The sequence below is a fragment of the Alistipes sp. genome, assembly GCF_020026455.1.
Lineage (GTDB): Bacteria > Bacteroidota > Bacteroidia > Bacteroidales > Rikenellaceae > Alistipes.
In genome coordinates, this window is sequence record NZ_JAHHQJ010000014.1 from 32,518 (window position 1) to 45,730 (window position 13,213).

At 58.5% G+C, this 13,213-nt stretch carries 10 protein-coding genes; 3 read left to right on the forward strand and 7 right to left on the reverse strand.

Going from position 1 to position 13,213, the window contains the following annotated elements; translation table 11 throughout:
- Positions 1-64: 64 nt before the first annotated feature.
- Positions 65-1,846, forward strand: a complete 1,782-nt coding sequence (argS, locus tag QZ460_RS08400; RefSeq protein ID WP_290541128.1) for an arginine--tRNA ligase — start codon at positions 65-67, stop codon at positions 1,844-1,846.
- 46 nt (positions 1,847-1,892) lie between these two features.
- On the opposite strand, the gene QZ460_RS08405 is transcribed toward argS, so the two are convergent.
- Positions 1,893-2,747 (reverse strand): GIY-YIG nuclease family protein, encoded by an 855-nt coding sequence (locus QZ460_RS08405; RefSeq protein ID WP_290541129.1) that lies wholly within the window; start codon positions 2,745-2,747, stop codon positions 1,893-1,895.
- A gap of 132 nt (positions 2,748-2,879) precedes the next feature.
- On the opposite strand from QZ460_RS08405, the gene QZ460_RS08410 reads away from it, so the two are divergent.
- On the forward strand, positions 2,880-3,881 hold the full coding sequence (locus QZ460_RS08410) for a hypothetical protein (protein ID WP_290541130.1): 1,002 nt from the start codon (positions 2,880-2,882) through the stop codon (positions 3,879-3,881).
- Positions 3,882-4,026: 145 nt separating this feature from the next.
- Positions 4,027-4,314 (forward strand): hypothetical protein, encoded by a 288-nt coding sequence (locus QZ460_RS08415; RefSeq protein WP_290541131.1) that lies wholly within the window; start codon positions 4,027-4,029, stop codon positions 4,312-4,314.
- 71 nt (positions 4,315-4,385) lie between these two features.
- Here the strand turns inward: QZ460_RS08415 and QZ460_RS08420 are convergent, their stop codons facing one another.
- The 6 genes from QZ460_RS08420 to QZ460_RS08445 all read right to left on the reverse strand — a co-directional run bounded on the left by QZ460_RS08420 (position 4,386) and on the right by QZ460_RS08445 (position 13,193).
- On the reverse strand, positions 4,386-5,156 hold the full coding sequence (locus QZ460_RS08420) for an ABC transporter ATP-binding protein (RefSeq protein ID WP_290541132.1): 771 nt from the start codon (positions 5,154-5,156) through the stop codon (positions 4,386-4,388).
- Positions 5,153-6,010, reverse strand: coding sequence for a zinc ABC transporter substrate-binding protein (locus QZ460_RS08425; RefSeq protein WP_290541133.1), 858 nt, complete (start codon positions 6,008-6,010; stop codon positions 5,153-5,155). The genes QZ460_RS08420 and QZ460_RS08425 overlap by 4 nt, the downstream gene beginning before the upstream one ends.
- Positions 6,011-6,167: 157 nt before the next feature.
- Positions 6,168-8,366 carry a beta-glucosidase BglX gene (gene bglX / locus QZ460_RS08430; protein ID WP_366935005.1) on the reverse strand — a complete coding sequence of 733 codons (2,199 nt, stop codon included), beginning with the start codon at positions 8,364-8,366 and terminating at the stop codon, positions 6,168-6,170.
- A gap of 41 nt (positions 8,367-8,407) precedes the next feature.
- Entirely contained in the window at positions 8,408-10,411 is a 2,004-nt protein-coding gene (locus QZ460_RS08435) for a glycoside hydrolase family 97 protein (RefSeq protein ID WP_290541135.1), read from the reverse strand.
- 68 nt (positions 10,412-10,479) lie between these two features.
- Positions 10,480-11,496, reverse strand: a complete 1,017-nt coding sequence (locus tag QZ460_RS08440; protein ID WP_290541136.1) for a hypothetical protein — start codon at positions 11,494-11,496, stop codon at positions 10,480-10,482.
- Positions 11,497-11,525: 29 nt separating this feature from the next.
- Positions 11,526-13,193: a RagB/SusD family nutrient uptake outer membrane protein gene (locus QZ460_RS08445; RefSeq protein ID WP_290541137.1), complete on the reverse strand. Its 1,668-nt coding sequence runs from the start codon at positions 13,191-13,193 to the stop codon at positions 11,526-11,528.
- Between the last annotated feature and the right edge of the window lie 20 nt (positions 13,194-13,213).

A 13,213-nucleotide genomic window follows, 5' to 3' on the forward strand; every position in this document is an offset into this window, starting at 1 on the left:
ATGGTCCCGATGGAATTGCTTATTCGCCGAAAAACGTTAAATTTGCGGGCAAAATCTATTGTATATGAATATCGAAACCTTTATTTCGGATGCGGTCCGCCGGTCGGTGGAGGCGCTTTACGGTGAGCTTGGCGACGAGCAGTTGCAGATTCAGAAGACCCGCAGGGAGTTCGAGGGCGACTATACCCTCGTAACCTTTCCGTTGCTCCGGCGAAGCCGCAAGTCTCCCGAAGCCACCGCGACCGAAATCGGCGAATACATGGCGGCCAACGTCCCCGAGATCGCGTCGTTCAACGTGATCAAAGGTTTCCTCAACCTTTCGCTCGACAATGCGTTTTGGGCGGCCCGCTTCGCCGAAGTCGCTGCCGACGAACATTTCGGACATGCTCCTGCGACGGGCCGCACCGTGATGGTCGAATACTCGTCGCCCAACACCAACAAGCCACTCCATCTGGGACACATCCGCAACAACCTGCTGGGTTACTCCGTGGCTCAGATTCTCAAGGCCAACGGCCATACGGTCATCAAGGCCAATCTGGTGAACGACCGCGGCATCCACATCTGCAAGTCGATGCTGGCGTGGCAGCTCTACGGAAACGGGGCTACTCCGGCTTCGTCGGGTCTGAAGGGCGATCACCTCGTGGGCGATTACTACGTGGAGTTCGACAAACATTACAAGGAGCAGATCAAGGAGCTGGTTGCGCAGGGACAGTCGGAGGAGGAGGCCAAGAAAAACGCCCCGATCATGCTCCAGGCCCAGGAGATGCTGCGCAAGTGGGAGGCCCGGGATCCCGAGGTCTACTCGCTCTGGGAGAAGATGAACGGCTGGGTTTACGAGGGCTTCGACGTGACCTACAAGGCGCTGGGCGTCGACTTCGACAAGGTCTATTACGAGTCGCAGACCTACCTGCTGGGCAAGTCGCTCGTCGAGGAGGGGCTCGACAAGGGGGTCTTCTACCGCCGTCCCGACAATTCGGTGTGGATCGACCTCACGGCGGACGGACTGGACGAAAAACTGCTGCTGCGCGGCGACGGCACGTCGGTCTACATGACGCAGGACCTCGGCACGGCTTTCCGCCGCTTCGAGGACAATCGGCTCGATGACATGATCTACGTCGTGGGCAACGAACAGAACTACCACTTTCAGGTGCTGAAACTGGTGCTCCGGAAACTGGGCTATGCCGACTGGAGCGACCACATCACCCACCTCTCCTACGGCATGGTGGAGCTTCCCGAGGGCAAGATGAAGTCGCGCGAGGGTACGGTGGTCGACGCCGACGACCTGATCGAGGGCATGGTCTCGACGGCGCGCGAGATGTCGGCCGAGCTGGGCAAGCTCGATGGATGCTCGGAGGAGGAGGCCGAAGCGGTCTCGACGATGGTCGGGCTGGGAGCGCTCAAGTACTTCATCCTCAAGGTCGATCCCAAGAAAACGATGCTGTTCGATCCCCGCGAGTCGATCGACTTCAACGGCAATACGGGACCTTTCATCCAGTACACCCACGCGCGTATCCGCTCGGTGCTGCGCAAGGCCGCCGAGGCTGGCATCGACTTCAGAGGGACTGCGGCGGCGGATTACCTGCGCGAGGAGGTCGACCTGGTCAAGGCGCTGACGGAGTATCCGTCGGTGGTGAAGGCTGCGGGCGATAACTTTGCGCCGTCGATCGTCGGGGCCTATGTCTACGAGCTGGCCAAGCAGTTCAATGGCTATTACCACGACCATTCGATCCTCAAGGAGGAGAACACTGAGGTGCGCAAGATGCGTCTCCAGCTGGCGCAGCAGGTCGCCCGCGTCCTGAAGGAGGGCATGAAACTGCTGGGCATCGACGTTCCCGAACGCATGTAATTTTGAAGGGTATATCTGAAAAGAGGCTGCTTTTAAGCAGCCTCTTTTATTTGGTTTCTTCCAGCGATTTCAGAATGCATCCGTCTTTCGTTTTCCATTCTGACAGGCCATTGGCACTACGCCCCATGACGATACTGGCGGCTGTGGAAGGACTGGAAAATAACAGGTCCTTGGTCAGTACGAGTCCCTCCGGGTCTTGAACGATCGTTTTGTTGCTAAGCAATTTATCTCGTAAGTGCAGGTAATTGTCTGGGAAAGAGCGGGTGACGGAATCCGCGATTCGGGAATTTTTCAATACGACGAATCCCTCTGTGGTGCTAATCCCCTGGGCGTTCGCTCCTCGGGCAGCCTGAATATACAAGATGCGGTTCGGCGTTGTGTTTTGCGATGAAATCAATGGTTCGAAGATTTTGAACCCCAACGTGCCGATCAGCAGCTTGATATTGGCGATGAATTCCTCCATTTCGGCCTCGTCCGGTTCGGAGATGGTCGATCGGGTAGGGGTGTTGGAGTTTTCCAGCTTGTAACGGCCGACTTCGTCGGCTGCTTCGTACAATCTGTTCTCTATGTATTTGATGTGAGCCTTGTTCAGGTTGTTGTCTTTGCTGACGAACACGATGGCGTCATTCCAGAAATCTTTTTGCGAAAGATGCTGTGTCAACCGTTTCAGAATGCCGTCGGCTTCGCCGATATATGCCAGACCTTCTTTGTCCGTATTGTCGGATTTGCCGAACAGGATGTAAACGCCGGCATTGTCCATATCCTTTCGGTCCATGCATTGGCGGATGCAAGATCTCGGGATACGGTATGCTTTTCCATTCCAGTTGGACAATTCGCAGCTGATACGCCCTTCCGCGGAGCCATCCATCAGAAACAGTGTTATTTTCTTGCCGTACGCCATCTTGAACGAATTATTTTTGCAAAGATACGGATATTTATTGAAATGCGGTTGTGGGGCGATTGAAAAAAGGGCCGTTTGAAACCGTGGTATGAATCTTGCGAGAGACGAAGCGTTAACTAACACAATTTTAGCGTGAAAACATTTACATCAACTTTCGCTCTTTCTCTCGCGTTGTGTGCCGCTGCCGGAGCGACGGCCCAAACCAGGAGTGCGGTTCCGGCCCCTGCGGCTGATACCGTATTGCTGTCGGAGACTACCGACGGCGACTACATCGTGCGCAGGTTCATCGTCCAAAGCCGCGACGATGCCGACTATTCGATTCGCTACCAGATCAATCTGGCGACGCTCAACACCGGGCTCAACGGCAATCCGCAGGAGCTGGACGGGCTCAATGCCTTTGTGGACGACCTCGTGAAGGACACGCTCCGTCGGGTCTGCGCCGTGACGATCACGGGCTATGCTTCTCCCGACGGTCCGCTGAAGTTCAACGAAGCGTTGGCCGCCAAGCGGGCCTCAGACTTCAAGGCCTATGTCGACCGGAAATACGATTTTTCGAACAAGTACAAGGTGACGGTGCATTCCGTTGCCGAGAACTGGGAGGCGTGCCGCGCGCTGGTCGCCCAGTCGTCGATGCCCGACCGGCAGTCCGTGCTGAACATCATCGACGGCAAGCAGTCGCCCTGCCAGAAGGAGGCAGCGCTCAAGAAGATGCCTGCTGCGTGGAACTGCCTGAAAAATAACGTTCTGCCGAAGATGCGGCGGGTCGAGCTGACGATCGGCTACGGAGCTGGCAACATCGTCGAGCAACGCACCATGATTCCCCGGCCGGCTCCGCAGCCGCAGCCCGCACAACCGGCCGAACCCTATGTCGTTGTCGACGAGCAGGTGAACGGACTCATCGTCGAGATGCCCGGCGAACACGAGTACGGGAAGGAGATGCGTGAGGAATCCCGGGAGATGAAGAAGGAGGCGAAGGCCGCCGAGAGACGCGCCCGAAAGGAGGCCCGCGAAGCGCAGAAGATCGTCCGTCAGCAGGAGAGGACCGCCCAAAAGATTGCCCGGAAGGAGGCCAAGGCTGCCAAGAAAGCCGAGAAGGCCGCCCGGAAGACCTACGAGGAACTCGAAAAAATGTAATGCGAAAACGATCCCGGCCTTCCGGGATCTTTTTTGTCCGCCATCCGTCCGGGAAATAATTCCCGGGGACGCAGTCCGAAAATATTTGATAATCCGAAACGTTTTATTACCTTTGCCAGAGCAAAAATTTTAAAATCGACTGAATATGGCAAATTTACGAGACCTGAAGAAGGAGATTGACTACCGCCTTGAGGAGGTTGTTTTCGACTGCGATATGGCTATCTGTTTCCAGCCTTCGAAGGAGAAGGAGATTTTCGAACTGATGCAGGAGGCTGTCGGCGTTCGCAACATGCTCTTCTCCAAAGCGATGAATCCCGCCGAGCCGCACAATCCGTCGCTCGTCCGCAAGCACTATGCTGCCCTGCGTGTCGAGATCGAGGAGGTTTTCGGCCAACTCTTCGACAAGTTGAGCAAGATCAACGGACATAAGTAGTAGGGTAGAGACAGGGTAGTCCCTTTCGATGCAAAACAGCGGAGCGCCTCATGCGGGGCGCTCCGTTCGTTTTATTCGTGGTCACGGCAGCAGTCGCCGGGGTGGTGTTCCAGCACGGTGTGGGGGATGTGTCCGTGCGACAGCAGTTGAATCGGACAGTCGTAGTTGCGCAACTGTTCCTCGGTCAGGATGTTCGAACGGTGGCGATGTACCTGCCGGTTGACGCAGACGATCTCTTTCACGACGCTGGTTATCGTGCCGATGTCGTGCGACACCATGACGATCGCCATGCGGTCGTTCAGGTCGTGCAGCGTGCGGTAGAGCTCCTTCTCGAATTTGTTGTCCACGAAATTTGCGGGTTCGTCCAGAATCAGCAGCTTCGGCTCAGAGATCACGGCCCGGGCCAGCAGTGCCCGCTGCATCTGCCCGCCCGACACCTCGCCGACGGGGCAGCGGGCTGTCTCGGCAATTCCTGACGCGTCAAGCAGTTCCATGGCCCGTGTACGGTCCTCCTTCGTGTATCGGGAGCAGAATCCGCGCCGGCCCTGCAATCCCGACAGGACCACCTCGAGGATCGAGATCGGGAATGCGCGGTCGAAGTCCGAAATCTGCGGCATGTAGCCGATCAGCCGTTCCTTTCCGCGGAACAGCTCCGGAGCGAGCGTCAGCTCTCCCGTGTGGGGGACGGTTCCCAAAATGGCCTTCACGAGTGTGGTTTTTCCGCCTCCGTTGGGCCCTATGACCCCCAGGAAATCGTGGTCGCCAATCTCCAGGTCGACGTGGCGCAGGGCCTCGTAGCCGTCGTATGCGACACTTACGTCGCGCAGAGTTACCAGATTCATTTTGTCGTGATTAAATCGGTCATTGCGTCGATGGCTCCGATGGTGTCTTCGTCCAGCGGGTCGATCTCCACACACTCGGCGTCGATGTCGCGGGCAATGGTCTCCACGGTCGATGCCGGGAACTGGTTCTGGTAGAAAATCCGCCGCACTCCCTCCTCGCGAGCCTGCCGGATAATCGCCGTCAGCTGCTTGGCCGAAGGATCCTTGCCGTCGGCCTCGATGGCTACCTGCCGCAATCCGTAATCGCGGGCGTAGTAGGTAAGTGCGGGGTGGTAGACGATGAAACTCTTCACACCGCTCCGGGCTATCTTCTCCGCCGTGCGTGTGTCCAGCTCCTGCAGTGTCTTCTGCAGCCGGTTGTATCCGGCCTCGTATTGCACCGAATCGGGATAGGCGCTGCGGATCGCCTTATAGGCATTTGCGGCCATCGTTTGCAGGGCCTTGGGCGAGGTCCAGACGTGGGGATCCACACCGCGAGCATGCTCCTGACCGGCGCCGTGGTGGGCGTGCGAGCAGGAACCTGCGATCAGCTCGATTCCGCGGCTCAGGTCTACGACTTTCGCCTGATCGCCGACCTTGCCCAGCAGTGAGGTTTCGAAGTCGATCAATCCCACATTGAAGATGAGCTGCGCCCTGTTCAGCGCCACAAACTGCCGGGGCGTCGGTTCGAACGTCTCGGGACTTGCTCCGGGCGGCACGAGCACCTCGATTTTGAAATCGTTGCCGACAATCCCTTCCACGATGCTGCGCAGCGGAGGTATCGAGACGTAAAGCGTATTTTCCCCGGCGGGCTGTTTCGGCGTGCATGCCGCGAGCAGCAGGGCCGCGAGTAGGTATGTTGCTAATTTATACATGGCTGATAATCATCTGTTTGTCGTTGTTGTTTCGGGAGCCTGTGTCCCGAATTACAGGTGCAAAGGTAGTGTTTTTTGCGGAAAAACAGATGGACCCCACAAAAGAGCTCCCTGCAAACCGTCCGTTTGCAGGGAGCTCTGCGGCGGAATGGGGCTGCTATTCGTAGCGGAACGTCGCCGGACGGGCATCATCGTCCGAACTCTGGGCGATCCACAGGCGGAATTCGCCCGCCTCGGGCCGCCGTACGAAGTCGGCATTCAGGAAAGCGATCTCCGGCTCGCCGATCTCAAACCTTACGGTCTGCACCTCACCTTTTCGGAGGGCGATTTTCCGAAATCCTTTCAGTTCTTTGACCGGACGCGTTACGCTGGCCGCCACATCGCGTATGTAGAGTTGGACGACTACCTCGCCGTCGCGCCCGCCCGTGTTGCGCACTTGGGCCGAGGCCGTGATCCGGCCTCCTTTCGAAAACGTGTCGCGGTCGAGTACGGGTTCCGAAATTTCGAATGTCGTGTAACTCAGCCCGTGTCCGAAGGCGTAGAGCGGCTCATTCACGATATCGAGGTAATTCGAACGATAGCATCGCCCGGTCTGTCCGGCAGCTGCGGGGCGTCCCGTGTTCTTGTGGTTGTAGTAGACCGGAATCTGCCCCACGCTGCGCGGGAAGCTCATCGTCAGCTTGCCCGAAGGATTGTAGTCGCCCGACAGCACGTCGGCAATGGCGTCGCCCGCTGTCGTCCCCGGATACCACGCTTCGATAATTGCCTCGAGGTGTGCATCCTCCCAACTCAAATCTAACGGCCTGCCGCTCAGCACCACGAGGATCACCGGCTTGCCTGTGGCCTCCAGGGCCCGGAGCAGGTCGCGTTGTGCACCCGGCAGGGTGATGTCGCTGCGCGATGCCGTTTCGCCCGACCAGTTGTAGTGTTCGCCCATGGCCGCCACTACGATGTCGGCCTGCCGCGCGGCCGCTACGGCCTCGGCAAACCCGCTCCTGTCGTCGGTCTCCAGGTCGCATCCCGCGGCCGTGATAAAACGTATGCCGGTCCCAACGTAACGTTTCGTCACTCCTTCCAACAGCGTCACACTCTCCTCGCGCACGCCGCTTCCGGCCCATGCGCCGTTCAGACTGGTGCGTTCGCGCACCATCGGCCCCACCAGCGCCACGGTCATCCGACTGTCGGGCTCAAGCGGCAACACGCCGGCGTCGTTCTTGAGCAGCACGATCGACCGTGCGGCAATCTCCCGGGCCTTGGCGCGAAATTCGGGCTTGCCGAGGGTTTGGCGTTCCCGCAGACTGTCCAGATAGCGATAGGGATCGTCGAACAGCCCCAGCAGAAATTTCTGGCGCAGGATGCGGCGTACGGCGTTGTCGATTTGCCGGAGGCTCACGCTTCCTTCGTCGAGCGAACGCCGGAGGTTTTTCAGATAGACGGCCCCCGTCATGTCCATATCGATCCCGGCATTCAGAGCCTTCTCTCCGGCCTCCTTTTCATCCGCGGCAATTCCGTGCGGAATCAGTTCGTTGATGCCCGTGTAGTCCGATACGAGAATCCCTCCGAACCCCCATTCACCGCGCAGGATGTCGGTCATCAGATGACGGTTCGCCGTTGCCGGAATGCCTCCGAGCTCGTTGAACGCAGCCATGAACGATCCGACGCCGGCTTCGACCGTCGCCCGGAACGGCGGCAGGTAGATTTCGCGCAGCGTATGCTCCGACAGATCCGTGGTGTTGTAGTCGCGGCCCGCCTCTGCGGCTCCGTATGCGGCGAAATGCTTCGTGCAGGCCAGCACGGTTTTGGGACTGGCCAGGTCGTCGCCCTGAAATCCTTCGACACGTGCCCGGGCGATCAGCGACCCCAGATAGGGATCCTCCCCGGCACCCTCCATTACGCGGCCCCAGCGGGGATCGCGCGTGATGTCCACCATCGGTGCAAACGTCCAGTTGATGCCTCCGGCGGCAGCCTCTTCGGCTGCGATGGCTGCGCTCTGGCGCATCAGTTCGAGGTCCCATGTACAACTTTCGCCGAGCGGAATCGGGAAGATCGTGCGGTAGCCGTGCACAACGTCGTAGCCGAACAAGAGCGGTATTTTCAGCCGCGAATGCTCGAGCGCTTCGCTTTGCAGCGGGCGGAGTCCCGCCACGGTGTAGCCGTTCAGGATCGAACCGACCATGCCTTTGCGGAGGTATTCCCGATAATCGTCGGGCATGATGGCCCCCGTAACGTCCCAGTTGCAGGAGAACTGCGACATCTGGCCGATCTTTTCGTCGAGTGTCATTTGCTTCAGGAGCGAATCCACTTTGCGGTCGGTGTCGTCATATCGGGCCGGAGCGGTACATCCGCCCCATGCCATGACAGCCAGCAGGGCGGTAAGGCGCCATAGTCTTGCCGCCTTCATCGCATCGGGGTGATTTTGGCTGCAAATCCTCCGCCCGGAGCCATTCGGACGCTGATTTTCCGGTCGGCCGGAACCGTCTCCTCATGCTTCCGGTAGTCGCGGGCCGCACGGTCGGCATTTGGCCCGTCGGTGTAACATTCCGCCTTGAAATCGCCTTCGCCCAGGAATGTGAGGTCCAGAGTCAGTTCGCGGGCATTCCAGTCGGTCATTGCTCCCACATACCAGGTTTCTCCGCTGCGGCGTGCCGTGGCGATGTATTCGCCGATGTGGCCCGTGAGGATGCGGGTTTCGTCCCAGACGGTGGGAATCCCGGTCATGAATGCGAGGCATTCCTGCTCGCTGCGGTAGTTCGAGGGACTGTCGCAGAGCATGTTGAGCGGCGATTCGAAAACCACGTACTGCGCCAGCTGGCGGCAACGCGTTCCCTGGCTCATCGGCTCGGAGTAGACGGCACGGTAGGTCGATTTCGAAGCGTTGCGCATGGCTCCCTGCGTGTAGTCCATGGGGCCTGCTACCTGGCGGATGAAGGGGAGCTGTACTTCGTAGGTCACCTGGTCGATCTCGTTGGCCCACTTGAGTTGCTCCAGCCCGTCCACGGCCTCGAAGTTGATGACGTTGGGGAATGTGCGCTGCAATCCTGCGGGTTTGTAAGTTCCGTGGAAGTCGAGCATCAGCCCGTAGCGGGCGGCGATCTGTGCGGCTTGGTGGTGGAAGTCCACCATCTGCTGGTCGTCTCGGTTCATGAAGTCGACCTTGAATCCTTTGACACCCATTGCGGCGTAGTGCTTGCACACGCCTTCGATGTCGCGATTCAGGGCGTTGTATCCGGCCCAGAGGATGATGCCGACATTTTTCGATGCGGCATAGTCCACGAGCATCGGCATGTCGATCTCGGGAACGACCTGCATCAGGTCCGCCGTGTAGAGTTTCGTCCAGCCTTCGTCGAGGATGACATATTCGATGCCGTGTTCGGCGGCGAAGTCGATGTAATATTTATAGGTATCGTTGTTTACGCCGGTCTTGAAATCGACGCCGTATAGGTTCCAGTCGTTCCACCAGTCCCAGGCCACTTTGCCGGGCTTCACCCACGAAAAGTCGCCTTCTGCGGGTGTGGCGAGTGCGTATACCAGGTCGTTGTCGGCCAGTTCGGCATCCTCGGCGGCCACGATGACCACGCGCCACGGGAGGCGCGCCGGACCATCGAATCGGGCGATGTACGACTCGCGCTCCTCGACGATTTCTTCCAGCCCATTGTGTCCTCCCGGGACGATTTTGGCGGGATAGGGTGCGAATACGCCCCGAAGCGACGTGCCCGGACTTTCGGGTGCGAGGTACATGCCGGGATAGTCGAGCAGGTCGGCCTCCGTGATGCAGAGTTTTTTGCCGCCTTCACCTTCGACCAGTATGGGCAGAAAGGCCAGCACGCCGTCGCGCCAGGACGACAACTCCGAATACACGTATTTGTTTTCGAACGAGTTCCAGAACTGAATTTCGGTAGTCGCTGTGCCGCGCTCGCCCCGTACATAGGGGATGTAGGCCTTGGGGTCGGTCGGGAACCGGAAAGTGGCCCGTTCGCTGACCACGGTGAAGGGTTTGCGTCCGGTCGTTTCGAACCGATAGGCCATGCCCGCGTCGTAGGCACGGAAAATGACGTTGTATCCTTTGAACCGGAGAGTCAGTTCGTTGTACTTGTCCTCGATCGACTGTTTGCGGTAAATGGGCGTGGCGATTTTTTCATCGGTGCTGTGCCGCGACGTGCCTGAAAGACGGTCTCCGGCGCCCAGCACACGGCCGTCGCCGAGGGTCAGCGACAGCGGCGAGTCGCCGAGCATCAGGTCGTCCCCGTGGTAGAGGCGGTAGGTTAGGCTGTCCGCAGCCGCCACCTCGACGCGAAGTGTTCCGGAGGGAGACTGAAGGGTGAATTTTCGGGGTGCAGCCTCTGTGCTCAAGGTCGTCAGAAGACACAGGGCCAAGGTCACCAGGTGTTTTGTCGGTTTCATGGATTAAGAATTTTGGGTGGTTGAAAAACGGCCCGTGGGTGTTGCCTCACAGGCCGTAGAAATAGGTGTCAGAAGCCGTATTTTGCCGTGATTGCATCATATTGTTCGTCGGTGATGCGGACCATCACGCCGTGGCGGGCGTTCGGGATGCCGATGACATACTGGCTCCATGTCGGCGATTCGATGTCCGGGGCTTCGAATCGGACGTATTCGGTCGGGTAGCGCTCCGCGAAGATGTACCATCCTTTTCCGTCGGGCTGCTCGACGATCGTCGGCGCTTCGTGCCAGTTGTTGGTTTTCCCGGCTTCGGTTTTCGGGGTCACGACGCTGATCGGCTCGCTGTAAGGCCCCGTCAGGGTCGCCGACTTGCTGATCAGCACGGTTTTACCTGTGGGAGCGATGTCGTTCGAACGCTCGTCCTTGAAAACGGCGTAGTACGAGTCTCCGATCTTGCGGATGATGGCATCGATCGTCGCCGCATCCTTGAACTCCTCACTTTTGAAGTCGAACAGCCGTGCGGGTTTGCTGTATGTCTTGAAATCGGCCGTTGTCATGTAGAACGTGCGCATCTCGCTCCACCACCGATCCGAACCCTCGGCCACTTCGTTGCGCGAAGCGTGCCACGTGATCAGGTATTTGTCCGAATCCGTGTCGTAGAAGAGTTTCGGGGCGCTGTACCAGCCGTCGGGATGGTATCCCGGAGTGTCCATGATGGCCGCATCGGGAATCGCGCCTTCGGTCTGCCATGTCACCAGATCCGAGGAAACCCACAGTACGAGCGATTTGGGTAGCGTGCGCGTCACGCCGATCATGCGATAGCGTCCGTCGGCACCCTTGATGATGTCGGGATGGCCGCTGTAACGGGGTTCGATCGTCTTGTCGTCGTTCAGGACAGTCCATTGCCGGGCGTCCTTGCTGATGTAGTAGTAGATCCCTCCGTAGTCCGAATCTTTCATGTGTGCGAAGAGGTATCCTCCCTCGGTCTGCGTGCCGGGGATGGGTGCATTTTCCGATTCACTGTCGCATCCGCAGCATCCGACCAGGTTGAGCAACAGTACTGTAGCGATATATATTATGTTTTTCATTGCTTTGTTTTCGGTTTGGGGTTTTGAATTTATCTTGCGGCGCCGAGGTCTGCCTCCCAGCCCGGACGGGAGTAGGTCTGTTCGAGCGTCTTGCCGTAGTTCTTGGCCTGTTCGACGATGTAGTTCGGCAGGGGGATGTATTGGTGCGTGGGCTTGAGCTTCTTGGTCTTGTAGCACTCCTGCGCATACCTGTTGAAGCGAATCAGATCGATCTTGCGCATGCCTTCGTAGAGGAACTCCTTGCCGCGTTCTTCGAGTATGGCATCGAGGAACGCATCTTTCGATGCGGTCTGCTCGGCACTCAGTCCGTCCAGTCCGGCGCGGCTGCGCACGTCGTTCACCGCCTGCACGGCAGCTGCCGAAGGCGCTACGTTGCTCTGACGCACGTCCGCTTCGGCCATCATCAGCAGGACGTCGGCCCAGCGGGCCAGCGGCACGTCGTTGGCCTGGAATCCGTTGGGATTCTCGATCGGGAATTTGTTGATGATGTATCCGTCCCACGAAATCCCGAGATCCTCTTTTCCGCGTTTTTGGGTAGGAGTTCCGCTGTCGCTCGGATCGGCCTTGATCCAGTATTCAGTGACGATTACCTCCCGGCGCAGGTCTTTTTCGTCGTAGCTGTCATAGAGCCTGGGAGCGACATTGAACGGAGTTCGCATCCAGCCGCCGCCCTGATTGGCGAAGGGACTGGGCGATCCGTCGCCGTTCTTTTTCGACGCATCACTCGGCGTTGCGAGCATCATGAGCGGGAAGAAGTTGCCGTTCTGGTTGCTGCCGTCGGCTCCCGGAGCGCAGCTCAGCGCCATGATAATCTCGCACGAGAAGTCGTTTTTGGCATAGAACATCTCTTTGAATGGATTTGTCCCCTGCCTGAAAAGGTCGTATTTGCCCGTATTGAGTTCGTCGTACATCTCCAGGGCGCGCTTGTAGTAATCCGGCATGTGCGAACCTTCGTTCAGACAGTGCTTCATCAGGCAAAAACGCGCATAGTCGGCCGTGTAGCGTCCCTGCTCCGAGACGGTCTCGGGCAGTTTTTGGATCGCCTCCTCAAAGTCCGCGGTGATCCATCCGCACATTTCGTCGAGTGTCGGGCGCACGAGGTTCTCCAGAGCCGCGTCGTTGATCACGTCGTCGGGATTCAGCACGACCGGAACCGGACCGTAGATGTGGAGCAGATAGTACATCATCAGGCCGCGGCAGATGTGTACTTCGCCGAGCAGTTGCTTGCGCTTGCTCTCCGACAGAATCTCGGCGCTGGCCTTCTCCAGCTGGCTGATGATCTCGGTGAAGCGTGTGATCTGCGAGAGTTTGCCGATGTGGCAGGGGTTGTTCTCACCCACCCAGCCGCGCTGGTAGTAGTAGGTGTTGTTGAAGTTGGCCTTCGAGAGCTCGGCCCACTCGCCGAATCCGCCGACCTGCCAAGGCACCATGGCGTCCGACGGCGAGTCGAACATGCGGATGATGCCGCCTTCGGGGATGTAGAAACTGTGCTGCGTGCCGCTGTCACCGATATAATAGGTCCAGGTGTTGGTAAACGGCAGGTAGCAGGTCATGGCGTAGCTTTCGTACTCGGCCTCCGTCGACGGAAAGTTCCCCGGAAAGAGGCTTCCGTAGATTTCGGGATCGAAATTGCCTTCGCAGCCGCTCAGTGTGATGAGCGCCGCAGCCGCCCAGGCGCATATTTTCAGACGTTTCATTTTTGATGTGTCGTTTTAGG